Here is a 25,940-nt window from a genome sequence, read left to right as displayed (position 1 = left end):
ACAGGAGCCCGCATGGCCACCAGCTCAGCTCGCCGCAAGCCGCAGCGCGAACCGATGTCGCGCGTGGACACCGCCTGGTTGCGGATGGACCGGCCGACCAATCCGATGATGATCACCGGCGTGCTGATGTTCGACGAGCCGCTGACCCTGCCTGCGCTCAAGCAACTGGTGCGCAAGCGCTTCCTGGCCTTCCCGCGGTTCCTGCAGAAGCCGGTGGAGACCGCCACCGGCGCCTACTGGCAGCGCGACGACGATTTCGATCTGGACTGGCACGTGCGTCTTTCGGCCTTGCCCGGGCGCGGGCAGAAGAAGGCGCTGGAGCGCTTCGCCGGGCAGATGGCCTCCACGCCCTTGGACAAGACCAAGCCGCTGTGGCAGTTCCACCTGATCGAGCGCTACGAAGGCGGCTCGGCGCTGGTGGCGCGCATCCACCACAGCTATGCCGACGGCATCGCGCTGGTGCAGGTGCTGCTGTCGCTGACCGATACCCAGCGCACCCCGGAGCCGTCGGCGCAGCTCGGGCGCGCCTGGCTCAAGGACGACGGCAAGGAGGTGGTGCGCCGGGTCGGCGCGGTGGACCGCTACCTCAAGCTCGGCGGGCGCATGCTCGACAAGGGCCGGGCGATGGCGCAGGACCCGAACCTGCCGCAGATGCTGGCGCGCGAAGGCGGGCTGATCGGCCGCGAACTGGTCAATGCGCTGCTGCTGGCCGACGATCCGCCGACGCTGCTGCGCGGCCGCCTCGGCGTCAGCAAGCGCGTGGCCTGGGCCGAGCCGCTGGACCTGGACGAGGTCAAGGCGGTGGGCCGCGCCTGCGACTGCACGGTCAACGACGTGCTGATGGCGACCATGGCCGGCGCCCTGCGCGACTACATGCTCGAACGCGGCGAACGCCTGGACGGGGTGACCCTGCGCGCCACCGTGCCGGTCAACCTGCGCCCGCTGGAGCACGCGCGCAAGCTCGGCAACCACTTCGGCCTGGTGTTCCTGGACCTGCCGGTGGGCGAGGCCAATCCGGTGCGGCGCCTGCAGTGCGTGGCCGAGTCGATGCAGCAGCTCAAGCAGTCGCGCCAGGCGATGGTGGTGTTCGGCCTGCTGGCGGCGGTGGGCATGGCGCCGGCGGCGCTGCAGTCGGCGGCGCTGGACCTGTTCAGCCGCAAGGCCACCACCGTGGCGACCAACGTGCCGGGGCCGCAGCAGCCGCTGTACCTGGCCGGCAGCCGCGTGCGCGAGATGATGTTCTGGGTGCCGCAGACCGGCTCGATCGGCGTCGGCGTGTCGATCATGAGCTACAACCACCGCGTGCACTTCGGCCTGATCGGCGATGCGCGGCTGATTCCCGACCCGGACGCGGTGATGCGCCGGGTCGGCGCCGAATTCGAAAAGCTGCTGTACCTGGCGCTGATGGGCGATTGGGAGCAGCCGCTGCGCGCGGCCGACGCCGAAGACCTGCTGCCGTCTTCCTGAACCGGGCGCATCGCGCGCCGGGCTGCGTTCATCCGCGCCTCGCGTGGCCCTGTTTATGCTGCGGCCACGTCAAACCAGGTTCGGAGAGAACATGATGAAAACGACCACCCTTCGCGGCGTGTCCGTGGCCCTGGCCAGTGCGCTGGTGCTGTCCGCCTGCGCCACCGGCGGCTCCTACGTGCAGCGCGACCAGTACGGCAATCCCACCGAGCAGCAGAACCGCACCGGCCGCGGCGCGCTGATCGGCACCGCGGTCGGCGTCGCCGCCGGCCTGCTCAGCGGCAGCAGCGCCACCGAGCGCCGCCAGCACGCAATGATCGGCGCCGGCATCGGCGCGCTCAGCGGCGCGGCGATCGGCAACTACCAGGATCGGCAGGAACGCGCGCTGCGCGAGCGCACCGCCAACACCGGTATCGACGTGCGCCGCGACGGCGACAACATCACCCTCAACCTGCCCGACGGCATCACCTTCGACTTCAACCAGTCCACGCTCAAGCCGCAGTTCTATTCGGCGCTCAACGGCGTGGCCCAGACCCTGGGCGAATACAACCAGACCATGATCGAGGTCGTCGGCCACACCGACAGCATCGGCAGCGATGCGGTCAACCAGCGTCTGTCCGAACAGCGCGCGTCCTCGGTGGCCGCCTACCTGACCGCGCAGGGCGTGCAGCCCGAGCGCATCCAGACCCTGGGCGCGGGCAAGAAGTACCCGATCGCCGACAACAGCACCGAGGCCGGTCGCGCGCAGAACCGCCGCGTGGAGATCCGCGTGGTGCCGCTGCGCGCCTCGGCCGGCTGACCGATCCGCCGATCGCAACGACGAACGGGCCGCACTGCGGCCCGTTCGCGTTTCTGCGCTGCTGCTGCGACGCGTTGTGCGCGGCGCGGCTCAGACCAGTGCCGCGTCCTCTTCGTCCTCGGCTTCCGTCTCCAGCGCCGCGTCGGCTGGCACCGGTGCGGCGGCCACGCGCGGCAGGCTGGCCAGAGACTGCGTGTTCATCGCCACACCGCTGCAGAGGGTGAACTCCGCGCCGTCCTCGGCCTGCTGTGTGGCCAGCTTGGCCGGGCACTGCGCCATCATGTAGCTGACGTCGAAGTTGAGCTTGTCGACCAGGAAGTCGACGAAGGCGCGCACCTTCGGCGAGAGCATGCGCCCGCCCGGGAACACCGCGTTGAAGTCCAGGTCCGGCCCGACCCAGCCGCCGAGCACGCGCCGCGCCTTGCCGGCCTCGATCAGCGGCTTGATCGTCGCGTCGCTGGCCAGCACCAGGCCTTCGCCGCAGACCAGGCCGCCGATCAGCGCCGCCGAATCGTTGGCCAGCAGGATCGGCTGGACCAGGAATTCGCCGCTCTGCTTGCCGTTGCGCAGCGGCCAGCACAGCCGGTTGCCGCCGCCGCGGCCGTTGCTCAGCGCCAGCGTGCGGTGGTGCTGCAGATCGTCCGGATGCAGCGGTTCGCCATGGCGCTCGATGTAATACGGGCTGGCGAAGACCTGGGTGCGGAAGGTGGCGAGCTTGCGCGCGACCATGGTCGAATCCGGCAGCGTGCCCATGTGCAGGGCCACGTCCACGCCTTCGGCGATCGGGTCGACCTTGTCGCTGGTCATGATCATCTCCAGGCGCACTTCCGGGTGCTGGCGGTGGAATTCGCCCAGGATCGGCGCCACCCACGAGATGCCGGCCGAATAGGGCACGCTGAAGCGCAGCCAGCCGCGCGGGCCGGCCTGCAGCTGGCCCACCGCGCTCTCGGCTTCCTCCAGTTCGCGGGCGATGCGCTGGCAATGCTCGTGGTAGACCGCGCCGGCCTCGGTCAGCCCGAGCCGGCGCGTGGTCCGGTGCAGCAGGCGCGCGCCCAGCCGCGCTTCCAGGTCCTGCACCTTGCGGCTGACGGTGGTCTTGGGCAGGCCGAGGGCGTTGGCCGCGGCGATGAAGCTGCCTTGCTCGACCACCTTGACGAAGATCAGGGTGTCGTTGAGATCGTGGCTCATGGCGGTTCCTTGAGGTGGAGGCGATTGGACCGATAGCGGGACGATTATTCCCCTTAATTCGGACTAATCAAGTGCGGCTTTGGCGCCTAATTTGTCCGCATTCGCCATCACCGACGAGCTTTACCCATGTCGATGCGCACGCTGTTCCAGTTTTTCGCCTGCCCCGATCGCCAGCTGCGGCGCCGTCCCGCGCCGGTGGCGACGGCGCAATCCCTTTACCCGAAAGCGTTTCGCGAGTTCACGCCGCCGCCGCGGCGGCAGGGCGGCAGCAGCCTGCGCCTGGGCGCGTCCGGCACCGACCGGCTGGGGCGAATCGCGATTGTCCCGTCCACGGGAGGAAAAGTCCCGTGAGCGGGATGTTGGCCCCCGAAGTCCTGGTCCTCGGGGGCAGCGGCACGCTCGGGCAGGGCGTGGTCCAGGCGTTGCTGGAGGCGGGCAGCCCGGTGCTGGCAGTGGCGCGCGATCGCGCCCGCCTGGCCGCGCTGCGCGATCGCCACCGCGACGAACCCGCGCTGGACGTGCTGTGCGGCTCGGTCGGCACCGACGCGGCCGCCGCGGCCCTGGTCGCCGAGATCGCGCAGCGGCCGCGGCCGCTGGCCGCGGTGGTCGCCGCCCTGGGCAGCCCGCTGCGCCCCGGGCGCCTGCTGGAGCGACCGCTGGGGGCGCTGCGCCGGCGCCTGGATGCGGATCTGCTGCCGCACCTGGCTGCCGCCCGGCATCTGCTGCCGCTGCTGGCGCAGCACGAGCGCGGCGCCCGCTACGTGCTGTTGGGCAGTCCCTGCGCGCTGCGCGCCTGGTCCGGGCATGGCGACAGTTCGGTGGCGGCGGCGGCGATCCGCATGCTCGCCCAGGTGCTGCACGAGGAAGCCAAGCCGCTGGGCGTGCACGTGCATCTGCTGTCGCTGTCCGCGCCGGTGTGCCGCAGCGACGACGCCATCGGCGACTGCCCGGAGTGGTTCACCACCCTCGGCGTCGGCCGCGCCGTGGTCCACCTGCTGGCCGAACCGCAGCGGCCGGACCGTGCGCTGGTCGAGATCGACCGCCGCCACTTCGCCCAGCCGCGCAGCGCCTTGCTCACCCCCTTGCCGTTTTCCTTCTCCACCCACGAGGTCTCTCCATGAATCCGATTCCGATGCCGTCGCGCCTGCTGCCGGGCGCCCTGCGCCCGCTGGCGGTGGCGCTGCTGGTCGCCACGCTCGCCGCCTGCGGCGGCAAGGCCAACGAACAGGGCGCGCCGCCGCCGCCGAGCGTTGGCGTGGCGCCCGCGCTGCAGAAGCAGATCAGTCAGTGGGACGAGTTCAGCGGCCGCGTCGAGGCGGTCGAGCACGTCGACCTGCGCCCGCGCGTGTCCGGCTACATCGACAAGGTCAACTACGTCGAAGGGCAGGAGGTGAAGAAGGGCGATGTGCTGTTCACCATCGACGCGCGCAGCTACCGCGCCGACCTGGCCCGCGCCGAGGCCGATCTGGCGCGCGCACGCACCCAGGCCAAGCTCAGCGCCAGCGAGGCCGCGCGCGCCAAGACCCTGTCCGAACAGCAGGCCATCTCCACCGAGAGCTGGGAACAGCGGCGCGCCGCGGCCGAGCAGGCACAGGCCGACGTGCTGGCCGCGCAGGCGGCGGTGGACAGCGCACGCCTGAACCTGGAATGGACCCAGGTGCGCGCGCCGATCGCCGGCCGCGCCGGCCGCGCGATGGTCACCGCCGGCAACCTGGTCAGCGCCGGCGACAGCGCCAGCGTGCTGACCACGCTGGTGTCGCTGGACAAGGTGCACGTGTACTTCGATGCCGACGAAGGCACCTTCCTGCGCTATGCGCAGATGGCGCGCGACGGCCAGCGCCCGAGCGAGCGCGACGGCAGCCTGCCGGTGCAGGTCGGCCTGGTCGGCGAGGACGGCTATCCGCATGCCGGCAAGGTCGACTTCCTCGACAACCAGTTGGTGCGCAGCACCGGCACCATCCACGTGCGCGCGTTGCTGGACAACGCCGATCGCCGCTTCACCCCCGGCCTGTTCGCGCGGGTGCGGCTGCTCGGCAGCGGCCGCTTGGACGCGGTGCTGATCGACGACCGCGCGGTGCTCACCGACCAGGACCGCAAGTACGTCTACGTGGTCGACAAGGACGGCAAGGCGCAGCGGCGCGACGTGCAGCTCGGCCGCAGCGCCGACGGCCTGCGCATCGTGCGCAGCGGCCTGTCCGCCGGCGACAAGGTCATCGTCGACGGCGTGCAGAAGGTGTTCATGCCCGGCATGCCGGTGCAGGCCAAGCCGATCGCGCAGATCGCGTCTCCTGCCGCACCGCGTCAGGCCGTCGCTCTCGACTGAGTCGCGGGCGCCGACGCAGCACCGGCCGGGTCATGACCTGCCGGCCGCGCCCGCCGGGCCCGCGATGGCCCGGCGTCGCCACCGGCATGCCTGCGTCCGCGCCCGGCCCCCCGTTTCATCCGTTTCCAGGACCACCACCCATGGACTTTTCCAGATTCTTCATCGACCGGCCGATCTTCGCCGCCGTGCTGTCGATCGTCATCTTCGCCGCGGGCCTGATCGCCATCCCGCTGCTGCCCATCGGCGAATACCCGGACGTGGTGCCGCCTTCGGTGGTGGTGCGCACGGTGTATCCGGGCGCCAATCCCAAGGTCATCGCCGAGACCGTCGCCACGCCGCTGGAGGAAGCGATCAACGGCGTGGAGAACATGATGTACATCAAGTCGGTCGCCGGCTCCGACGGCGTGCTGCAGATGACCGTGACCTTCCGCCCGGGCACCGATCCGGACGATGCCGCGGTCAAGGTGCAGAACCGCGTGGCGCAGGCGCAGGCGCGCCTGCCCGAGGACGTGCGCCGGCAGGGCGTGACCACGCAGAAGCAGTCGCCGACCTTCCTGATGGTGGTGCACCTGACCTCGCCCAAGGGCAAGTACGACACCCTGTATCTGCGCAACTACGCGCGCCTGCACGTCAAGGACGCACTGGCGCGGATCCAGGGCGTGGGCGATGCGCAGGTGTTCGGCGGCGGCGACTACGCGATGCGCGCGTGGCTGGATCCGGAGCGGGTGGCCGCGCGCGGGCTCACCGCCAGCGATGTGGTCGCGGCCATGCGCGAGCAGAACGTGCAGGTCTCCGCCGGCCAGCTCGGCGCCGAGCCGATGCCGGAGAGCAAGTTCCTGACCCTGATCAACGCGCAGGGCCGCCTGCGTACGGAACAGGAGTTCGGCGACATCGTGCTCAAGGTCGGCGCCGACGGCCAGACCGTGCGCCTGTCCGACGTCGCCCGCCTGCAGCTGGGCGCCGGCGACTACACCCTGCGCGCGCAGCTGGACGGCAAGAACGCGGTCGGCATCGGCATCTTCCAGGCGCCGGGCGCCAATGCGCTGCAGATCCGCGACCAGGTCATCGCCAAGATGGACGAACTGACCAAGCAGTTCCCGGACGACGTGAAGTACGAAGCGGTGTACGACACCACCATCTTCGTGCGCGACTCGATCAGCGCGGTGGTCCACACCCTGCTGGAGGCGGTGCTGCTGGTGGTGCTGGTGGTGATCCTGTTCCTGCAGACCTGGCGCGCCTCGATCATTCCGCTGATCGCGGTGCCGGTGTCGGTGGTCGGCACCTTCGCCGCGCTGTACCTGCTGGGCTTCTCGATCAACACGCTGACCCTGTTCGGGCTGGTGCTGGCGATCGGCATCGTGGTCGACGATGCGATCGTGGTGGTGGAGAACGTGGAGCGCAACATCGAGGAGGGGCTGACCCCACTGGCGGCCGCCCACCAGGCGATGCGCGAGGTGTCCGGCCCGATCATCGCGATCGCGCTGGTGCTGTGCGCGGTGTTCGTGCCGATGGCGTTCCTGTCCGGGGTCACCGGGCAGTTCTACAAGCAGTTCGCGGTGACCATCGCCATCTCCACGGTGATCTCGGCGATCAACTCGCTGACCCTGTCGCCGGCGCTGGCCGCGCGCCTGCTGCAAGGCCACGACGCGCCCAAGGACCGCCTGTCGCGCGGCATGGAGCGGCTGTTCGGCGGCTGGCTGTTCCGTCCGTTCAACCGCTTCTTCCACCGCAGTTCCGACCGCTACCAGGGTGCGGTGTCGCGCATCCTCGGCCGCCGCGGCGCGGTGTTCGCGGTGTACGTGGCGCTGCTGCTGGTCACCGGGCTGATGTTCAAGGCGGTGCCGGGCGGCTTCATCCCGACCCAGGACAAGATGTACCTGATCGCCGGCGTCAAGCTGCCGGAAGGCGCCTCGATCGAGCGCACCGACGCGATGCTGCGCAAGGTCGCCACCATCGCCATGCAGACCGATGGCGTGGCGCATGCGATCTCGTTCCCGGGCCTCAACGCGCTGCAGTTCACCAACACGCCCAACACCGGCGTGGTGTTCCTGCCGCTGAAGCCGTTCGCCGAGCGCCACCGCAGCGCGCTGGAGATCAATGCCGAGATCAACCAGCGCATCTCGCAGTTGGGCGAGGGCATGTCGTTCGCCTTCATGCCGCCGCCGATCCTCGGCCTGGGCAATGGCAACGGCTACCAGCTGTTCATCGAGGACCGCGCCAACCTCGGCTACGGCGCGCTGCAGAACGCGGTCAGCACCATGCAGGGCGCGGTGGCGCAGACTCCGGGCATGAGCTTCCCGATCGGCACGTATCAGGCCAACGTGCCGCAGCTCGACGCCGAGGTCGACCGGGTCAAGGCCAAGGCCCAGGGCGTGGCCCTGACCGATCTGTTCGACACCTTGCAGACCTACCTGGGCTCGACCTACGTCAACGACTTCAACCAGTTCGGCCGCACCTGGCAGGTGATCGCCCAGGCCGATGCGCCGTTCCGCGAGAGCGTGGAGGACATCGCCCGGCTGCGCACCCGCAACGCCAACGGCGAAATGGTGCCGATCGGCTCGATGGTGACGATCAAGCAGACCTACGGCCCGGACCCGGTGCTGCGCTACAACGGCTATCCGGCCGCCGACCTGGCCGGCGAAGCGGATGCGCGCTCGCTGTCCTCGGCCGAGGCGATGGCCAAGATCACCCAGATCGCCAAGCAGGTGCTGCCCAACGGCATGGAGATCGAGTGGACCGACCTGAGCTACCAGCAGGCCACCCAGGGCAATGCGGCGCTGGTGGTGTTCCCGCTGGCGGTGCTGCTGGCGTTCCTGGTGCTGGCCGCGCTGTACGAGAGCTGGACGCTGCCGCTGGCGGTGATCCTGATCGTGCCGATGACCCTGCTGTCGGCGCTGTTCGGGGTGTGGCTGAGCGGCGGCGACAACAACGTGTTCGTGCAGGTGGGTCTGGTGGTGCTGATGGGCCTGGCGTGCAAGAACGCGATCCTGATCGTCGAGTTCGCCCGCGAACTGGAACTGCAGGGCAAGGGCATCGTCGAATCGGCGCTGCAGGCCTGCCGCCTGCGCCTGCGCCCGATCGTGATGACCTCCATCGCCTTCATCGCCGGCACGGTGCCGCTGGTGTTCTCGCATGGCGCGGGCGCGGAAGTGCGCTCTGCCACCGGCATCACCGTGTTCGCCGGCATGCTGGGCGTGACCCTGTTCGGTCTGTTCCTCACCCCCGTGTTCTATGTCGCCCTGCGCAAGCTGGCCGGGCGGCCGCTGGTCTCGCATGCGCCGGCCCACGCCGACGCGCCGGCGCACGGCTGATCCTTTTCCCATCCTTCTCAGGAGTTTCGCAATGAACGCAGCACACAAGATCGCCCTGGTCACCGGCGCCACCCGCGGCATCGGCCTGCACACCGTGCGGCAGCTGGCCGAAGCCGGCGTGCACACCCTGCTGGCCGGGCGCGACGCCACCCGCGCCAGCGCCGCGGCCCTGGAACTGCAGGGCGAGGGCCTGCCGGTGGAGCCGTTGACCCTGGACGTCACCGACGCCGCCAGCATCGCCGCCGCAGTGGAGACGGTGCGCGCACGCCATGGGCGGCTGGACATCCTGGTCAACAACGCCGGCATCCTGCGCGACGACCCGCGCCTGAGCGTGTCGCAGCAGAGCCTGGAGACCTGGCGCGAGACCTTCGACACCAACCTGTTCGGCCTGATCGCGGTCACCCAGGGGTTCCTGCCGCTGCTGCGCGAGGCGCCGGCCGCGCGCATCGTCAACGTTTCCAGCGTGCTCGGTTCGCTCGCCCTGCATAGCCAGCCCGGGTCGCCGATCTACGACTTCAAGGTGCCGGCCTACAACGTGTCCAAGAGCGCGGTGAATGCCTGGACCATCCAGCTGGCCTACGAACTGCGCGAGACCCCGATCAAGGTCAACACCATCCACCCCGGCTACGTGAAGACCGACATGAACGCGGGTGAGGGCGAGCTGGAAGTAGCCGACGGCGCGCGCAGCAGCGTGATGATGGCGCTGCTCGACGCCGACGGTCCGACCGGCAGCTACACCCATGTCGGACAGGTGCTGCCATGGTGATCCGTCCCGTCTTCGGCGCACTGACGCTGGCGCTGCTCAGCGCCTGCGCCAGCGTCGGTCCCGACTACCGCGCACCGGCGCAGCCGCCGGTGACCCTGCAAGGCGCCGCGTCGCCGGTGTTCGCGACCGACTCGCCGGTCGCGTCCTGGTGGGCGCAGTTCGACGACCCGGTGCTGGAACAGCTGGTGCACGACGGCCTGGTCGCCAACCTGGACCTGCGCCTCGCCCTGGCACGCGTGCACGAGGCGCGCGCGGTCTTCGCCGAGCAGCGTCTGGACCAGGCGCCGCATGTCACCGCCGGCGGCGACTACACCCGCGGCAAGGCCCCGGACGCGGACGCCGGCGGCGCGCGCGTGCTCACCGAAAGCTACCGGCTGGGCTTCGATGCCGCCTGGGAGCTGGACCTGTTCGGGCGCCAGCGCCGCGCCAGCGAAGCGGCGCGTGCGAACCTGGAAGCCGAACAGGCCGGCCTGGCCGACGCCCAGGTCACCGTGGCCGCGGAGGTCGCGCGCAACTACTTCGCCCTGCGCGGCACGCAGAAGCGCATCGCGCTGGCGCGGACCACGCTGGACAACCTGCGCGACACCCAGCGGCTGACCGAGACCCGTTGGCGACTGGGCGCCGGCAGCGAACTGGATGTGCAGAGCAGCCGCGCGCGGCTGAAGGCGATCGAGGCCGACATCCCGCTGCTGGAAGTCGATGCCGCACAGGCGCGGCACCGGCTGGCGGTGCTGCTGGGCAAGCCGCCGGGCGCGCTCGACGCACTGCTGGCGCCGCAGCCGACCCCGGCCTATGCGCGGGCCTTGCCGCTGGGCGATACCACGCAGTTGCTGCGCCGGCGTCCGGACGTGCGCATCGCCGAACGCCGTCTGGCGGCGGCGACCGCGCGGGTCGGCGTGGCCACCGCCGACCTGTTCCCGCGGATCAGCCTGTCCGGCTTCGTCGGCTTCCTGTCCGGCGACGCCGGCGCCTTGCTGCACGGCCGCAGCAAGGCCTGGTCGCTGACCCCGTCGATCCAGTGGGCGGCGTTCGACCTGGGCAGTGTGCGGGCACGCCTGCGCGCGAGCGAAGCGCAGGCCGACGGCGCCGCGGCCGACTACGAGAAAGCCGTGCTCGGCGCACTGGAGGACACCGAGAACGCCTTGACCGCCTATGCCCACGAACAGGCGCGGCTGGCGATCGTGGCCGAACAGACGCAGGCGGCGCAGCGTGCCGAGGCGTTGGCGCAGATCCGCTACCGCGAAGGCTCGGAGGATTTCCTGACCCTGCTCGATGCGCAGCGCACGCAACTGACCGCCGAGGCCGCCCTGGCCGACGCCGAAGCGGCGGTGAACATCGGCGTGGTGCGGGTGTACAAGGCGCTTGGTGGTTGGGGGCAGGACGCGGGCACGGAGGCCGGCAGTAGGGACGTCGCGACCACCGCGGTGGCGGCGTCCGCGGTGCAGGCGCCCTGAGCAGGGCGCTGCAGCTGCCGCGGTGCGGGCCGACCGTTCGCACCGCGGCGCTTGGTCGGCACCGCTCGTCATGTGCTCTCGCCGCCATCCGGCCGCGTCCCAGGTTTGTCTGCAGGAGCGGCGTCAGCCGCGCCGGGCGTTCCCGCTGAAGCCCGGCGCGGCTGCATGGCAGGCGACTCCCGCAATGGCTTGCGGCGAGCCCTGCGGGTGCATTGTGGGAGGGATTTCAGTCCAGACGCATTGCGCCATAGGAACGCACGCCACTTCGCCCCGCATCACAGTCGATGCCCACAGGATGCTTCCCGCCATCAGAGCGGCCCTTGGTGATGGCGACCGGACCGAAGACCAGCCGGGCATGCGGCAGATCGCTGCTGGTGCTGGTCGCTCAGTCCTGCGCCACGTCCTCGGCGATCACATAACGGTCGCGGCCGTTGTTCTTGGCCTGGTACAGCGCGGTGTCTGCGCGCGAGAACCAGTCGTGCCACTGCACCTCGTCGCACAGCATCGCCGCACCCAGCGACACGGCGATGGTGCCGTTGGGGCCGCGTAGCGCAGAGCGGGTGGCATCGTGCAGGCGCCTGGCGAAGGCGGACAGTTCGGTCGCGGACTGCAGCCGTGCCACCACCACGAACTCCTCGCCGCCGAACCGGAACACCTCGTCCGGCGCACGTACCTGCGCGCGCAGCAGCGCGGCCAGCTCGGCCAGCACCCGGTCGCCCTCGGCATGGCCGTAGAGGTCGTTGACCTCCTTGAAGTGATCGATGTCGAGCACGATCAGCCCATGCCGGCGAGTCGCACGACGCGGATCGGCCACCCGTTGCGACAGGCTGCGCTCGAGCATGCGGCGGTTCGGCAGCCCGGTCAGCGAATCGTGCGACGCCAGTTGTTCCAGCTGCACGCGATCGCCTTCCACCCGCAACGCGAGCATGTAGCCCAGCCCGGTGATCAGCAACGACACCGAGATCATCGAAAAGAAGTGCTCGGCACCCAGGGTGCTCGGGGTCACCACCAGCAGCACCGCGATCAGCGTGGCATTGCAGGCCAGCGCGACATGGCGCGTCACCACGAAGAAATTGCTCATCATCACCAGGTACAGCCACGGCACCGCGGCGTGGCGCAGTGCATGGCAGGCCAGGGCGCTCCCCAGCAACCAGCTCAGCGACAGCAGCGGATCCATGTGGCCGTCGCCACGGTGCAGCGCCAGCCAGGTCGCCAGCGCGGCCAGGCCGGCCAGCGCGGCGCCGGCCAGTGCAGTCAACGGCGCGCCGATCGCCATCTGATAGACGGCGAACAGCAGCAGCACCCCGGCCGTGGACGGACCGAGTGTCTTGATGATGCCGAGCCGGAAGTGCCGACGCAGGGTCAATCCGGCGCTCACGGGGCTGGACTCCGGAGCGGCGCAAGTTCATTGCAGGCGGGCTGGCGAGGGCGGGCAACGAACATGGCGACGTCAGGATGGCGAAGAGGTGTTGCGGTGGCAGAGGCAAGTTCCATGCCTGAGGTTCTTTTGTGGTGAATATCCCGAAGCTGACCGCGGCGCAGCGGGATTGCCGACACGTATGGCATCACGACGACGTCGCATTGGCGGAGGGATCGGCGTCGCGCCGATCAACCTGCGCCACGCGGCAGACGTTGTCTGGCGGCATGTAGGGCGGCGCTGATGCAAGGCCGCTCGCACCTGATCCTCTCCCTGCGAGAGGTGGTGGCGCGCAGCGCCAGATGAGGGGACGGGCGACGCGAGGGTGCTAGTCGGCGAACCGTACTGTGGTCGCGTGGGGGTGGCGCTGTGTGCAGATGGACGCAGCGCCGACCTGACGGGCTATCTCTGCAGCGCGACCGTCACCGGCATGATGGGATCCGCAAGACGTGCCGGCCAGGAGGCGAGTTACGCTTCGCTGCCGTCGATGGCCTTCAGCCCCTTCTGGCTGAGCGCGAGATCGCCGTCCTCGCCCTGCGCCGCGTAGTCCTCGCGCACCGCCCAAGTCGCCTCGGCTTCGCTGACCGGGGTGGTGGCATGGATGTCCTGCAGGATGCGCAGTTGTTCCTGGGTCAATGGCATGGCGGATGTCCGAAGCGTGGAGGGCTCATCACCGTACAGGCTGGTGGTGACGGGCATGTCTGTTCGTTACCGCAATGCGCAATCGCCCTCATCGCCGTAACGCGATCGTGGCGCTCGCTGGATGGGTAAGGGGTTCTCGTCGCACGCCCTCGACGCCGCCGACATCATTTCGCAACGCCTCAAGGACGCCGGCGTAACGGGCACCCACGCATGATGTGCCTACCAGCTGTGCGGCCGGGGCGATGCCTGGGGCTGCTTCAAGGATGCAGGCATCCGCGGCTGGACCACTTTCTTCGCGCACCGGCAGGTAGATCGCCTGCTGGTGCGTTGGCATGTCAGCTGGCGCTGCGCAAGGCCATGCGCGGCCTGCCGCGCATGGTCGCCTCAGGCGCTCCTGGGTGCCGAACAGCCGTGCATCGTGCATCGTCCGGAGCAGGTGGAGCAACGCCTAGTGCCGAGGCATTGGGAAGGGCGACCTGATCAAGGGCGCGTTCAACCGTTCGTGCGTGGGCAGGCTGGTGGAGCGCAAGGCCCGGCTGGCGGTGCTGTGCGAGAGCAGGGGGCACGGCCGGCCTCGGAATCCTCGGGTCCCCCACGTATGCTCCGGCTCCTGCGCGTCGTCCACACCCGCCTGGCATCCAGTCGTTCTAATTGGCTAATTCAACGGCCTTTACCGGCTTGTACGCGGCTCCGTCTCCTTCCAGGATGACTTTGACCTTCATCTGGAGGATTTGTGCGGTTTGCGCCAGTTTCAGAATGTTCTGGCCTGCAATATCTCCGCAATACCACTCTCCGCCCTGGAAGTTATGTCCTGTGGGTGACCCCGCGATCTGAAAGAAACAGGTGCTCCCGGTATTGTTCGCCTTGACATTTCTCAGGTATCCGGTTTCGGTATATTCGCCTGCCATTGCATTCAGGCTCAATGACGAAAGGCAGATTGCGATTGCAAAGGCTGGGGGCTTGATTTTCATTGTCGTGCTCCTGTTTTTTCGTGTGGGTCCACTAAAACGAACGACTGCAATGCGCAGACTCGTGTGGGGTGTGGACATCTGTTTGGTTTGTGGCCGTCTACAGTATTTTTGGGGGGGCATCAGATGGAACGTGCACCACCCACTCTCCCGGCAAGCGCAATGCCCGCTGGGTAAACGGTGGTTCGATTTTTCAGGGAAATACTGTGCTGGAGACGGACGTCGGTATGTCGATGGTCAAAGTATAATGCTGGATATTATTTGTTTGTCATAGAGCCTTTTGATGATTTCGTACCTGGGGCATGAATGCGAGGATGCTCTCGATCTGCTCGATGCCGGGAAGCCGTTCGCCGCGTTGCAGACGAAGCGCAGCGGTAGTTCCATCGCATGCTCATTTAGCGCCAGTACCACCTGGCTCGCTGGCTCGTCTACCACCAGGTATGGTGAGTCGCTGGGCTGTTCTCCATCGAAATCAGCGTTGAAAGCGTCCGAAAGATTCCATCGATCCTCCCAGAAGTCGTTCGAGTACAGCACCGAGTCTTCGTCATCGTAATAGTCGTCGACCATCTCTTGGTTGAGCTCGGCGTGACTGATGACTCTGCCGAAAGGAAACCCATCGACCGCCACATATTCGGACATGCCGTCATAGTCGATGATGAGTTGATTGATTCTTTGCCATTCCGGGGAGCCCGCCACATGGCTGTCGCGGACTCTTTGCAGGGAGGACGAAACACTATAGAAATTGCTGCCCGGCATGATCATGTAGATCCATGCGCTCTGATCGCTGCCGACCATGCTCAGGCAATGGTTGACGACTGCTTTCAAATCCGAGCTCGTCGACACGAAGGCGGAGGTATAATGCTCGACACTTTCTCCGGTGAAGTGATGGGCGAGGTCGTAGTCGCGGATTCTGCCGTTGTTGTGCGGATAGAACCCGCCGGCTTGTTGAATTTCATCGGGTGACCGCGTATCGCATCTGAAAAGAAAATCTGGTGGGTCGTTTGCCCAGGCCAGTGAAGGACAGATGATGAGACAGAATAGACAGAGCAGATTTTTCAATTCCAGAACTCCAGCAGATTTCTCAAGGCGATGGCTCCATAGGCGATGAATATGGAAATGATTGTATTTACTGAATATGTACAATTATTAAACTCGCCAATGAAAATGGGCGAAAACTCATTGGCATTTGCGATTGGGTTTTCATATTCAGCCCCATGGGCAGGCAGTTCCATGCCCCCGGCCTTGATGGTGTAGGGGGCGCGCCTGCTTCCCTCGCAACGCGGACAGCGCTTGGCTCGGGAAATCGTCGTTCATGCTCGCGTCCTGTCGCATCCGATCGAATGCCCCCGAGAGTGCTGCAGCGGCACGCGAGGCAGCCACACGCGAGGCAGCCAGACGGGCGACATCGCCCATCGGTAGAAAACGGGGTGCACCAAGTGGCTCGGGCCAGCGAGGGTCCGAAGATCGGTGGGAGCGAAGATGCGCGCCTATGGCACAGCCGGGCGGCGCAGAAAATAAGGCTTCGGCACGGGGTTTGATCCCTCGTTTGATACCTGGACCAGGCTCAAATCGATCATCAAACCCCGGGCCAAACCTTCGCAGAATCAAGCGTTTACTGCTCTTTTCCGCGATCAGATGGTGGAGGTGGGCGGAATCGAACCGCCGTCCGAAGGCACTCCATCCCCGGCACTACATGCTTAGCTCATCGTTGGATCTCGCCCCGGAACAGCACGATGTGCGAAGCGCATCCCGGGACCAGCCTGCTTGATTTAGCCAATGGCTGACAGGCAGCCACCACCGGCGATTCCGTGATAATGACCCTACGTCGCGAGCACGGACACAAGCGATTTCGGGGCTAGGCCTTAAGCGGCCAGTGCGTAGTTGTCGTCGTTGGCAACTATAAGTTTGCGGCTGGATTTACGAGGAAAGCTGCCCCCTCGGCATGCGCCAAGCGATTTTGCAACCCCCGTCGAAACCAGTGCACCCCCGGGGACAACGTCAAACGCTGACCTGCACAGTGTAGGGATCGGGGAGGGCAGTCACAAGTCTTGAGACAGGCCGCGCTTAAGCTGGCTTCACTGCGACGCCGGCTCTGTCACGCCGCCGTCCCCCAGGCATTCCCCCAGGCATGGAGCAGCGCAATGGCAAGCAGACAGCCGCGTGGCCGCAGCAGCGGGCGTACGCCCAAGGCACCCGTCACGTCCTCGACGTCCACCCCCGGCAAGGCGCCGGCCAAGGCGCCGGCGAGATCTGCCGCCAAGCCGACAGCAACAGCGCGCAAGACGCCAGCGGTTGGTACGCGGGCTGCCAAGGCGGCGAAGAAGACGGCGCCGGCATCGGCAGCTCCATCCACGAAGGGACCTGCATCGGCAAGGCTGGCAGCACCGTCCAGATCCGACGCCGCGGCTCCCGGCGCCAGCAGACCTGCCTCGGCGACGCCCGCCGCCGCTCTACCGGCGGGCAACGCGCTGCGGCCCAAGGCCACCGGCGAAGGTTCGCTGGCGCAGGGGCGGGCACGCACGGTCGTCTACATCCATGGCATCGGCAACAAGCCGCCGGCCGAGGTGTTGCGCTGCCAATGGGATCGCGCGCTGTTCGGTCGCGCGATGGGCGAGCGCACGCGCATGGCCTACTGGGTCAACCGCGAACGCTATCCGTCGCCGGAGCCCGGCGATTGCCAGGATCAGGACCGCGGCCCGGTGTTGAACCAGGCCGAGCAGCGCGTGCTCAGCGCACTCGGCGTGGCCCCGCAACTGGCCGATCTGCGCCAGCTTGCCGACACGCTGGCCGCCAGCGAGGCCGAGCGCGCACGGCTGCACCAAGTGCTGGACGAGGTGGAGGCGGCGGCGCCGGCACCGGCGGCTGCAGCCGCCGACGTGCACGCGCAGGGCGTGGTCGACGTGCTCAACCGCGCACTGCTGAAGCTGATCTCCGCGGCGCTGCTGCAGGACGTGCACGACTTCTTCTTCGTGCCGGCGCGGCGTACGCAGATGCGCGAGAGCCTGCTGCAGCGCATCCGCGCCGGTGGCGGCCCGTTCGTGGTCATCGCGCACAGCCAGGGCTCGCTGATCGCCTACGACGTGCTGCGCGAGCTGCAGCCGCAGGACTGCGAGGTGTCGCTGCTGCTCACGCTCGGCTCGCCGCTGGGGCTGCCGGTGGTGCGCAGCATGTTCAAGGAGTGGACCGGCACGCCGAAGCTGCCGTTCCCACCCTGCGTGGCGCGCTGGGTCAACGTCGCCGAGCGGCGCGACCCGGTGGCGCTGGACGACGATCTCAGCGACGACATCGCCGATGCCGGCGGGCGCTTCCACAACATCGCCGGGTCGAAGATCAACCCCGATTGGCAGCACAACCCGCATTCGGCCGCCGGCTACCTGTCCATCCCCGACGTGCGCGCCGAGGTGCGGCGCGCGGTGGGGGTAGGCTTCGACCAGCCGATCGCGCATCCGGTGCTGATCAAGGACCTGTCCGACCAGTTGGAGGCGCGCGCGCCGGATTACCGGCATGAGGTGCTGATCGAACTGGAGCGGTTGTCCGACGCCGGCGATCCGGCGCAACGCAAGCATGAGTTGATCGCCGCGTTGCGTGCGCTCACCGAGGCCTCCACCGGCCTGCACGGCGAGGCGCTGGATGCGCAGATCGAACTGGAGGACACGCTGCAGCGCTACGTGTCGGCGCGGTTGACCCGGTTCGAGATCGAAAGCCTGCGCGAGCGCTATCGCGACCTCAACCTCAAGCGTTTGTGGCGCGATGCGGGCAAGCGCGCGCTGATCTACCAGTCGCGCAGCACGATCCAGGTGGACGCGGCACAGGTGGCCTATCGCGCGCTCGGCAGCGGCATCGGCTGGGCGGTGCTGGACAGCGGCATCGCCGCGGCGCATCCGCACTTCCATACCGCCGGGCAACCGGCGACCGTGCTTGCCCAATGGGACTGCACCCAGCGCGGACGCCCGCGCGCGTTGCGCCCGGGCGAGGCCGGCTTCGACACGCTCGACGGCAATGGTCACGGTACCCACGTGGCCGGCATCATCGCCGGGCAGTGCGAAGCGCCGCTGCCCGGTTTGCCGGCCACTGCGCCACTGCAGTTCGCCGGCATGGCGCCGCTGGCGCGGCTGTACGGGCTGAAGGTGCTGGACGACGACGGCAACGGCCGCGACTCGTGGATCATCAAGGGCGTGCAGCAGGTCGCCGAATTCAATGAGCGCGCCGGCGAACTGGTGGTGCACGGGGTCAACCTGAGCCTGGGTGGCTACTTCGACGCCGAGAGCTATGGCTGCGGCTTCACCCCGCTATGCAACGAGTTGCGCCGGCTGTGGCGGCAGGGCGTGGTGGTGGTGATCGCGGCCGGCAACGACGGCCTGGCCTGGCTGATGCAGGGCGACGGTGAGGCCTACCCGCTGAACCTGGACCTGAGCATCGGCGACCCGGCCAACCTGGAGGAATCGCTGGCGGTGGGTTCGGTGCACAAGAGCAGCCCGCACAGCTACGGCATTTCGTACTTCTCTTCGCGTGGCCCGACCGCCGATGGCCGCTACAAGCCGGATCTGGTCGCGCCGGGCGAAAAGATCCTGTCGGCGCACCACGGCTATGCGCTCGAGGATCCCGGCACCTGGATGGTGGAGATGAGCGGCACCAGCATGGCCGCGGCGCATGTGTCGGGGTTGATCGCCGCGTTCCTGTCGGTGCGCCGCGAGTTCATCGGTGCCCCGGATCGGGTCAAGCAACTGCTGCTGGCGCAGTGCCTGGACCTGCAGCGCGATCGCTACATGCAGGGCAGTGGGCTGCCGAGCCTGATGCGGATGCTTGGGGGGACGTGAGTGGGGCGGGGATGATCAGCCATTCGGCTGCTGAAAAGCCGGGGATTCGGGATTTGGGATTCGCAAACGGCGGTTCCCTGGGGCAGCGCGGTCTCCCGTGTGGGAGCGGCTTCAGCCGCGACGCGGTGAGGCCGGGATTGGAGGCGGGGATCGAGGGGCGAAACAGGCTCGGAGGCCGCATCGCCTTTCATGTCGGAATCTGCTTTCGCCGCAACGGGTGACTGCCGATGTTTCCAGATGAGGGCATGAAACGGGCTGCGCGTCTTCTGCGGCCGGTGCGACCGAATCACGTCGCGTTCCGACTTCATCGCGTCGCGGCTGAAGCCGCTCCCACAAGGGCATCCATGCACCGCGGTGCGCTCTTGCGGCTGTCGTGCCACGGCGTTGTGGCGTCGCACTTGCGGCTGAGCTTGTGGGAATGGGAGCTGCGGTTGCGACTCCCCAATCCCCAATCCCCAATCCCGGCTCCACCGCGTCGCGGCTGAAGCCGCTCCTGCGGGAAAGGCGAGGCGTGCAGGGCAGCTGGGGAGGGCAGGAGATCCGCTGTTGCGAATCCCCAATCCCGAATCCCAAATCCCAGCTCCTCAGGCATTCTTGTTGTGCCGGCGCATGATGCGCTGCTTGTCGCGGGCCCAGTCGCGGTCCTTGGCCGCGTTGCGCTTGTCGTGGTCCTGCTTGCCCTTGGCCAGCGCGATCTCGAGCTTGATCTTGTTCTTGCTCCAGTACATCGCGGTGGGTACGAGGGTGTAGCCGTCGCGTTCGACGCGGCCGATCAGCTTGTCGATCTCGTTCCGGTGCAGCAGCAGCTTGCGCGTGCGGCGGTCGTCGGCCACCACGTGGGTGGAGGCCTGGATCAACGGGGTGATCTGCGCGCCGAACAGGAACAGCTCGCCCTGGCGCACGAAGGCGTAGCTCTCGCCGATGTTGGCGCGGCCGGCGCGGATCGACTTCACCTCCCAGCCCTGCAGGGCCAGGCCGGCCTCGTAGCGGTCCTCCAGGTGGTATTCGTGGCGCGCGCGCTTGTTCAGGGCGATGGTCTTGTTGGCCGTCGCGCCGTTTGCTTTATCCTTGGCGGGTTTCTTGCTCATCTTGCTATTGTCTCCGATTCGGGGCCTCCCGAACGTCTTGGTCCCACTTCCGTCCCGAATGCCTATCATCCGCCGCAGCGCTCTGGTCGAACACGCCGCAACGCGCATGTTCGATCTGGTCAACGACGTCGCCGCCTATCCGCGCCGGTTCGCCTGGTGCGATGCGGCGCATATCCTCGAGCAGAACGACCGCGTCCTGGTCGCGCGGCTGGACCTGGGTCTGGGTTCGTTCCGCACCTGGTTCACCACCGAGAACAGCCTGCAGCGCCCGGATCGCATCGATATGCAGCTGCGCGACGGTCCGTTCAAGCGCCTGCAGGGGCAGTGGACCTTCCAGGGCTTCAACGAGCACGCCAGCAAGGTCAGCCTGATGCTCGACTTCGAACCCGCCTCGCGCCTGCTGGGGCCGGCGCTGGCGCTGGGCTTCCAGAGCCTGGCCGACCGCATGGTCAACGACTTCGTGCGCGTGGCCGACCGGGAACAGGCCTAGCCGCCATGCAGATCGAGGTGGTGCTGGCCTGGCCGGAGCGCTTCGTGTCGCAGCGGCTGGATCTGCCGGAAGGCGCGACTGTCGCCGATGCGCTGGCCGCCGCCGCGTTGCCCGAAGCGACGCCCGGCATGCCATGCGCGGTCTACGGCGAAGTCGCCGCGCCGACGCGGCTGTTGCAGGACGGCGACCGGGTGGAACTGCTCAGGCCGTTGCTGATCGACCCGAAGGACGCCAGGCGACGCCGCGCCAAGCCGCGCTGAGCGGCGGGGCGCGACGCGGCCGCCGGCTCATTCGCCGCGGCGCTGCTTCTTCTTGTCCTTGGCCAGGTTGCGGCCGAACTGGCGCACGCTGTTCTTGGCCAGCTCTTCGTCCTGGTCCGGGAAGTAGTCGCCTTCCCAGCGGGTGACCATGTCGTTGTCGAAGAACACGACGAAGTTCTTGATCTCGGTACGGCCCACGCGATCGACACGCTCGGTGGAGGTGTAGTCCCAGCGCTGCGCATGGAACGGATCCGGGATCGAGGGGCTGCCCAGCAGCGCGCTGACCTGCTGCTTGCTCTGTCCGACCTTCAGCTGTTCGACGGCCGACGGCTTGATCAGATTGCCCTGGTAGATGGGCTGCTTGTAAATGATGCCGCAGCCAGCGGTGGACAGGGCAACAGCGGCGACCAGCAGGAGATTGCGCATCGGGGACAGGGCTGAATGAAATCACGTCGATGATACACTCCCGGCGACCGCCGCGACCCATTCCCAGGCAGCTGGCGATAAACCAGCTATGAACGGAGACGCCATGGAATCCCACGATCTGCGCAAAGTCGGCCTGAAGGTCACGCACCCCCGGATGCGCATCCTCGAGCTGCTGGAGCAGAAGTCGGCGCGGCACCACATGACCGCCGAGGAGATCTACCGGCAGTTGCTGGACCACGGCGACGAGATCGGCCTGGCCACCGTGTACCGGGTGCTGACTCAGTTCGAGGCGGCCGGGCTGGTGCTCAAGCACAACTTCGAGGGCGGCCAGGCGGTGTATGAACTGGACCGCGGCGGCCACCACGACCACATGGTGGACGTGGATACCGGCAAGATCATCGAGTTCGAAAGCGCGGAGATCGAAGAATTGCAGCGCAAGATCGCCGCCGATCACGGCTACGAGCTGGAAGAGCATTCCCTGGTGCTGTACGTGCGCAGCAAGCGGCCCAGCGGCAAGAAGGGCTGAGTTTTCCGCTGCCGGGTGAATCCGGTCAGCGTGTCGCCCCTTCCTGTGCGCCAGATGCGCTGGGGCTTCGCCACGTACCCTCACCCCAACCCCTCTCCCGGTGGGAGAGGGGCTAAGGCGTCTCCCTTCTCCTGCCTGGAGAAGGTGCCCCGCAGGGGCGGATGAGGGTACGGGTGTCGCCGCGTGGATCACGTCAGCGGGTCGCTCTGCGCCGAACCCTCACCCCAACCCCTCTCCCGGTGGGAGAGGGGCTTTTGATACTTTCTGTGACCTGTGGCGCCTGGGCAGGGCTGCACTGCCAGGCGCTGCCCGATCGCCAGCCACTCAGCCCGCGCTGAGCAGCAGCCGCTTGGCCGCGGCGCGGGCTTCCTTGCTGACCTCGACCCCGCCCAGCATCCGTGCCAGTTCTTCCTCGCGCTGGCGCGGGGCCAGCAGTTCCACCGAGCTCTGGGTCATGCCTTCGACCGGCGCCTTGCTGACCCGGTAGTGGGCGTGGCCCTGGGCGGCGACCTGCGGCAGGTGGGTCACGCACAGCACCTGGCGCTGCTCGCCGAGCGCGCGCAGCTTCTTGCCGACGATGTCGGCGACGGCGCCGCCGATGCCCGAGTCCACTTCGTCGAAGACCATGGTCGGGACCGCGTCCAGGCCCAGCGCGGCGACCTCGATCGCCAGCGAGATGCGCGACAGTTCGCCGCCGGAGGCGACCTTGCGCAGGGCGCGCGGCGGCTGCCCGGCGTTGGCGGCGACCAGGAACTCGACCCGCTCGGCGCCGGCCGGGTCCGGCCGTTCGGTGTCGTGCGGCTCGAGCTGGATCAGGAAGCGCCCGCCGCCCATGCCCAGTTCGCCGATCAGGGCGGTGGTGTCGCGCGACAGCGCTTGCGCGCCACGGTCGCGGGTGGCGGTCAGGGCGGCCGCGGCGTCGCGCCAGGCCTGGGTGGCCTGGGCGATCTCGGCGTCGAGCACGTCCAGCCGCTCGCCGGCGCCGCGCAGGCTCTCCACTTCGGCGAGCAGGGCGTCGCGGTGGTCGGCCAGCGCGTCCACGCCGATCCGGTGCTTGCGCGCCAGGTCGTGCAGGCGGCCGAGCTTGCGTTCCATCTCGTCGAACTGCGCCGGGTCGGCATCCAGGTCGTCGCGGACCCGGTCGATCAGCGCCAGCGCTTCTTCCAGCTGGATGCCGGCGCTGTCGATCAGTGCCTGCACCTCGGCCAGGCGCGTGTCGTACTCGCCGACCTTGCCGAGTTCGTGGCGGGTCTGCTGCAACAGGTCCAGCACCGCCGGCGCCTCGTCGCCGTTGAGCCGCTGTGCCGCGCCCTCGCAGGCACCGATCAGTGCGGCGGCGTGGGCCTGGCGGCGATGGTTGGCGTCCAGGGCGGCGATCGCCGCCGGGTCCAGGTCCTCGCGCTGCAGCTCGGCCAGCTGGTGCTGCAGGAAACCGATGCGGTCGCTGACGTCGCCCTGCGCCAGCAGGGTCTCGCGCTCGCTGAGCAGGCCCTGCCAGCGGGCGGCGGCGGCGCGCACCGCGACCCGCTCGGCCTCGTTGCGGGCGTAGGCATCGAGCAGGCCGAGCTGGCTGCCGCGCGAGAGCAAGGCCTGGTGTTCGTGCTGGCCGTGGATCTCGACCAGGTGGCCGGCCAGCTCCGCCAGTTGCGACAGGGTCACCGGGCGCCCGTTGATCCAGGCGCGCGAGCCGCCGTCGGCGCGGATCACGCGCCGCAGCTGGCAGTGGTCTTCGTCGTCGAGTTCGTTCTCGCGCAGCCAGGCGCGGGCCTGGGCGGGGGCGACGAACTCGGCCGACAGCTCGGCGCGGTCGGCGCCGTGGCGGACCACGCCGCTGTCGGCACGCAGCCCGGACAGGAAGCCGAGCGCGTCCACCATCAGCGACTTGCCGGCGCCGGTTTCGCCGGACACCACGGTCATGCCGGGGCCGAATTCCAGTTCGGTGCCGCGTACGACGGCGAAATCCTTGATCGAGAGATGTCTGAGCATGGGGTCTGCATCCGGAGCCGCGCAACGCTAGCATGCGCGGGTAGGTGGGCCAATGACTTGCCAAGCCGGCGTGCAGACATTATCTAAGGACCAGTCTCACGGGTTGATTCCATGCGCGCTTCCCCGGTCCATTCCAGCCTCGATCCGCGTGCCCGGCAGCTGCTGCGCACGCTGATCTCGCGCTATATCCGCGACGGCGAGCCGGTCGGCTCGCAGACCCTGGCCCGGCATGCCGGGCTGGACGTGAGCCCGGCGACGATCCGCAACATCCTGGCCGACCTGGAGGATGCCGGGCTGCTCAGCTCGCCGCATACCTCGGCCGGACGCGTGCCCACCGCCACCGGCTACCGGGTGTTCGTCGACAGCCTGGTGCAGATGCGCCCGCCGGCCGAAGGCGAGGTGGCACGGCTGCGCGCGGAGATGGCCAATGCCGCCGGCACCCAGGCCTTGCTGGGCAGCGCTTCGGAGCTGCTGTCGGCGATGACCCACTTCGTCGGCGTGGTCAGCGCGCCCAAGCGCGAGCAGTTCGCGTTCCGGCACATCGACTTCGTGCCGCTGGACGCGCGGCGGGTGCTGGCGATCCTGGTGTTCGCCGACAACGAGGTGCAGAACCGGGTCATCGAACCGCGCAAGGCTTACGAGCCGGCCGAACTGGAGCGCGTGGCCAACTATCTGAACCGGCATTTCGCCGGGCGCGCCCTGGCCGACATCCGTGCCAGCCTGCTGCGCGACCTGCGCCACGCGCGCGACGAGATGGAGCAGCTGCTGGCGCACAGCGTCGAACTGGCCGAGCAGGCGCTGGCCCCGGCCGGCGACGACATGGTGCTGGCCGGGCAGACCAAGTTGATGGGCGTGCAGGACCTGTCGGACCTGGAGCGGCTGCGCGAGTTGTTCGAGGTCTTCGCCAGCAAGCGCGAACTCCTGCAACTGCTCGAACGCACCATCCGCGCGCCGGGCGTGCGCATCTTCATTGGCGAGGAAACCGGCATGGTGCCGCTGGAGAGCGTGTCGCTGGTGACCGCCCCGTACATGGCCGGCGGCCAAGTGCTGGGCGTGCTGGGCGTGATCGGCCCCAAGCGCATGGACTACGACCGGGTCATCCCCCTGGTCCAGACCGCCGCCGACGTCCTCGGCGCCCGCCTGGACCCATCCCCGCCCGGCGACCGCTGAGCCACGCGCAGGGGGGCGCCCGCAGCGCCCTCCGCCAGCCGGCGGTCCCGCCGCGCCACGCGAATCCCCAATCCCGACTCCCCGGCTTTTCAGCAGCCGAATGGCTGATCATCCCGGATTCACTTGAATCCGCCCGCACCGCCCACATAGGTGGTCCGGTAAGGCGGGACGTACCCCGCCAGGGACCCGGACATGACGCAAGAGCACCCCGAATTCGATTCCGAACACCTGACCGAGGCGCAGCAGCCCTCGACCGATCCGCTGCAGGCGGAGATCGAGACGCTGCGCAGCGAACTGGCCCTGGTCAAGGCCGACGCCCTGCGCGAGCGCGCCGACCTGGAGAACCAGCGCAAGCGCATCGCCCGCGACGTGGAGCAGGCGCGCAAGTTCGCCAACGAGCGCCTGCTCGGCGACCTGCTGCCGGTGTTCGACAGTCTGGACGCGGGGCTGAGCGCTGCCGGCAGCGAGCCCAGCCCGCTGCGCGACGGCCTGGAGCTGACCTACAAGCAGTTGCTCAAGGTCGCCGCCGACAACGGCCTGACCCTGCTCGACCCGACCGGCGAGCCGTTCAACCCCGAGCATCACCAGGCGATCAGCCAGGCCGAGGCCGAGGGCGTGGCCCCGGGGCATGTGATCCAGGTGTTCCAGAAGGGCTACCTGCTCAACGACCGGCTGCTGCGGCCCGCTCTGGTGGTGGTGGCCAAGCACGACTGAGCGCGCCGGCCGCCCGCGCCTGAACCCGGCGCGGCGGCGGTGGAACGCTAATTTGCGGCGATGGCTTGAATGACCTGCAGCCATCCCTATATCCGAACCAGATCCCGGCACTGGCCGGCTACACGACC

At 68.4% G+C, this 25,940-nt stretch carries 24 protein-coding genes, 1 other RNA gene and 1 pseudogene; 15 read left to right on the top strand and 11 right to left on the bottom strand.

The features are described from left to right. Positions 1-12 precede the first annotated feature (12 nt). Together CEK66_RS02220 and CEK66_RS02215 are read left to right on the top strand one after the other, a co-directional pair. Positions 13-1,467: a wax ester/triacylglycerol synthase family O-acyltransferase gene (locus CEK66_RS02220; protein WP_017909015.1), complete on the top strand. Its 1,455-nt coding sequence runs from the start codon at positions 13-15 to the stop codon at positions 1,465-1,467. Between the two features lie 91 nt (positions 1,468-1,558). Continuing rightward, complete coding sequence (locus tag CEK66_RS02215; RefSeq protein ID WP_198526544.1) at positions 1,559-2,266, top strand: OmpA family protein; 708 nt, start codon at positions 1,559-1,561, stop codon at positions 2,264-2,266. Positions 2,267-2,356: 90 nt separating this feature from the next. Here the strand turns inward: CEK66_RS02215 and CEK66_RS02210 are convergent, their stop codons facing one another. Further along, positions 2,357-3,454, bottom strand: coding sequence for a LysR family transcriptional regulator (locus tag CEK66_RS02210; RefSeq protein WP_152235808.1), 1,098 nt, complete (start codon positions 3,452-3,454; stop codon positions 2,357-2,359). A 126-nt stretch (positions 3,455-3,580) separates the two neighbouring features. Here CEK66_RS02210 and CEK66_RS02205 point away from each other — a divergent pair, with 126 nt between their 5' ends. The 6 genes from CEK66_RS02205 to CEK66_RS02180 all read left to right on the top strand — a co-directional run bounded on the left by CEK66_RS02205 (position 3,581) and on the right by CEK66_RS02180 (position 11,308). Continuing rightward, entirely contained in the window at positions 3,581-3,805 is a 225-nt protein-coding gene (locus CEK66_RS02205) for a hypothetical protein (protein ID WP_152235807.1), read from the top strand. Continuing rightward, positions 3,802-4,575, top strand: coding sequence for an SDR family oxidoreductase (locus CEK66_RS02200; RefSeq protein WP_193312539.1), 774 nt, complete (start codon positions 3,802-3,804; stop codon positions 4,573-4,575). The genes CEK66_RS02205 and CEK66_RS02200 overlap by 4 nt, the downstream gene beginning before the upstream one ends. Beyond that, positions 4,572-5,777: an efflux RND transporter periplasmic adaptor subunit gene (locus CEK66_RS02195; RefSeq protein WP_152235806.1), complete on the top strand. Its 1,206-nt coding sequence runs from the start codon at positions 4,572-4,574 to the stop codon at positions 5,775-5,777. The genes CEK66_RS02200 and CEK66_RS02195 overlap by 4 nt, the downstream gene beginning before the upstream one ends. A 140-nt stretch (positions 5,778-5,917) precedes the next feature. Continuing rightward, positions 5,918-9,088, top strand: a complete 3,171-nt coding sequence (locus tag CEK66_RS02190) for a multidrug efflux RND transporter permease subunit (protein WP_017909474.1) — start codon at positions 5,918-5,920, stop codon at positions 9,086-9,088. Positions 9,089-9,119: 31 nt separating this feature from the next. Next, on the top strand, positions 9,120-9,854 hold the full coding sequence (locus CEK66_RS02185; RefSeq protein ID WP_017909475.1) for an SDR family oxidoreductase: 735 nt from the start codon (positions 9,120-9,122) through the stop codon (positions 9,852-9,854). Then, positions 9,848-11,308 (top strand): efflux transporter outer membrane subunit, encoded by a 1,461-nt coding sequence (locus CEK66_RS02180; protein ID WP_152235805.1) that lies wholly within the window; start codon positions 9,848-9,850, stop codon positions 11,306-11,308. The genes CEK66_RS02185 and CEK66_RS02180 overlap by 7 nt, the downstream gene beginning before the upstream one ends. 385 nt (positions 11,309-11,693) lie before the next feature. On the opposite strand, the gene CEK66_RS02175 is transcribed toward CEK66_RS02180, so the two are convergent. Further along, positions 11,694-12,686: a GGDEF domain-containing protein gene (locus CEK66_RS02175; RefSeq protein ID WP_152235804.1), complete on the bottom strand. Its 993-nt coding sequence runs from the start codon at positions 12,684-12,686 to the stop codon at positions 11,694-11,696. A gap of 507 nt (positions 12,687-13,193) precedes the next feature. Then, positions 13,194-13,367 (bottom strand): hypothetical protein, encoded by a 174-nt coding sequence (locus CEK66_RS20305; RefSeq protein ID WP_167336246.1) that lies wholly within the window; start codon positions 13,365-13,367, stop codon positions 13,194-13,196. A gap of 424 nt (positions 13,368-13,791) precedes the next feature. Between CEK66_RS20305 and CEK66_RS20515 the strand changes: the two are divergent. Continuing rightward, positions 13,792-13,921: pseudogene (locus CEK66_RS20515) on the top strand (IS30 family transposase); the annotation flags it as partial. Between the two features lie 93 nt (positions 13,922-14,014). Here CEK66_RS20515 and CEK66_RS02165 read toward each other — a convergent pair. The 5 genes from CEK66_RS02165 to CEK66_RS02145 all read right to left on the bottom strand — a co-directional run bounded on the left by CEK66_RS02165 (position 14,015) and on the right by CEK66_RS02145 (position 16,820). Further along, complete coding sequence (locus CEK66_RS02165; RefSeq protein ID WP_152182078.1) at positions 14,015-14,338, bottom strand: hypothetical protein; 324 nt, start codon at positions 14,336-14,338, stop codon at positions 14,015-14,017. 234 nt (positions 14,339-14,572) lie between these two features. Continuing rightward, positions 14,573-15,394: an enterotoxin A family protein gene (locus CEK66_RS02160; RefSeq protein WP_193312538.1), complete on the bottom strand. Its 822-nt coding sequence runs from the start codon at positions 15,392-15,394 to the stop codon at positions 14,573-14,575. Next, a complete protein-coding gene (locus CEK66_RS20300; RefSeq protein ID WP_193312537.1) occupies positions 15,391-15,567 on the bottom strand; it encodes a hypothetical protein in 177 nt (58 codons plus the stop codon). Before CEK66_RS20300 ends, CEK66_RS02160 begins: the two co-directional genes overlap by 4 nt. Positions 15,568-15,971: 404 nt before the next feature. Further along, positions 15,972-16,323: a transfer-messenger RNA gene (gene ssrA, locus CEK66_RS02150) on the bottom strand. 107 nt (positions 16,324-16,430) lie between these two features. Beyond that, positions 16,431-16,820: a hypothetical protein gene (locus CEK66_RS02145; RefSeq protein ID WP_193312536.1), complete on the bottom strand. Its 390-nt coding sequence runs from the start codon at positions 16,818-16,820 to the stop codon at positions 16,431-16,433. An 82-nt stretch (positions 16,821-16,902) separates the two neighbouring features. Here CEK66_RS02145 and CEK66_RS02140 point away from each other — a divergent pair, with 82 nt between their 5' ends. After that, positions 16,903-19,152 carry a S8 family peptidase gene (locus tag CEK66_RS02140; protein WP_152235815.1) on the top strand — a complete coding sequence of 750 codons (2,250 nt, stop codon included), beginning with the start codon at positions 16,903-16,905 and terminating at the stop codon, positions 19,150-19,152. 584 nt (positions 19,153-19,736) lie between these two features. On the opposite strand, the gene smpB is transcribed toward CEK66_RS02140, so the two are convergent. Next, positions 19,737-20,240: an SsrA-binding protein SmpB gene (gene smpB / locus CEK66_RS02135; RefSeq protein ID WP_010344270.1), complete on the bottom strand. Its 504-nt coding sequence runs from the start codon at positions 20,238-20,240 to the stop codon at positions 19,737-19,739. 58 nt (positions 20,241-20,298) lie between these two features. Between smpB and CEK66_RS02130 the strand changes: the two genes are divergently transcribed. After that, entirely contained in the window at positions 20,299-20,730 is a 432-nt protein-coding gene (locus tag CEK66_RS02130) for a ubiquinone-binding protein (protein ID WP_026144297.1), read from the top strand. A gap of 5 nt (positions 20,731-20,735) precedes the next feature. Then, complete coding sequence (locus tag CEK66_RS02125; protein ID WP_152235801.1) at positions 20,736-20,990, top strand: RnfH family protein; 255 nt, start codon at positions 20,736-20,738, stop codon at positions 20,988-20,990. Positions 20,991-21,017: 27 nt separating this feature from the next. Here CEK66_RS02125 and bamE read toward each other — a convergent pair whose 3' ends face one another. Then, a complete protein-coding gene (bamE, locus tag CEK66_RS02120; RefSeq protein WP_017908545.1) occupies positions 21,018-21,416 on the bottom strand; it encodes an outer membrane protein assembly factor BamE in 399 nt (132 codons plus the stop codon). A 103-nt stretch (positions 21,417-21,519) separates the two neighbouring features. Between bamE and fur the strand changes: the two genes are divergently transcribed. Then, the gene (gene fur, locus CEK66_RS02115; RefSeq protein WP_026143876.1) at positions 21,520-21,942 is read left to right on the top strand and encodes a ferric iron uptake transcriptional regulator; all 423 of its coding nucleotides are present in this window, start codon (positions 21,520-21,522) and stop codon (positions 21,940-21,942) included. Positions 21,943-22,266: 324 nt separating this feature from the next. On the opposite strand, the gene recN is transcribed toward fur, so the two are convergent. After that, positions 22,267-23,928, bottom strand: a complete 1,662-nt coding sequence (recN, locus tag CEK66_RS02110; protein ID WP_152235800.1) for a DNA repair protein RecN — start codon at positions 23,926-23,928, stop codon at positions 22,267-22,269. 111 nt (positions 23,929-24,039) lie between these two features. On the opposite strand from recN, the gene hrcA reads away from it, so the two are divergent. Both hrcA and grpE read left to right on the top strand, forming a co-directional pair. After that, the gene (gene hrcA, locus CEK66_RS02105) at positions 24,040-25,098 is read left to right on the top strand and encodes a heat-inducible transcriptional repressor HrcA (protein WP_017908542.1); all 1,059 of its coding nucleotides are present in this window, start codon (positions 24,040-24,042) and stop codon (positions 25,096-25,098) included. Positions 25,099-25,290: 192 nt separating this feature from the next. After that, positions 25,291-25,812, top strand: a complete 522-nt coding sequence (grpE, locus tag CEK66_RS02100) for a nucleotide exchange factor GrpE (RefSeq protein ID WP_010344263.1) — start codon at positions 25,291-25,293, stop codon at positions 25,810-25,812. Positions 25,813-25,940 lie beyond the last annotated feature (128 nt).

Origin of the sequence: Xanthomonas sp. LMG 12460 (assembly GCF_009192895.1) — a bacterium.
In the GTDB taxonomy this organism is placed as follows: Bacteria; Pseudomonadota; Gammaproteobacteria; order Xanthomonadales; family Xanthomonadaceae; genus Xanthomonas_A; species Xanthomonas_A sontii.
This window is presented reverse-complemented; position numbering and strand designations above follow the sequence as displayed.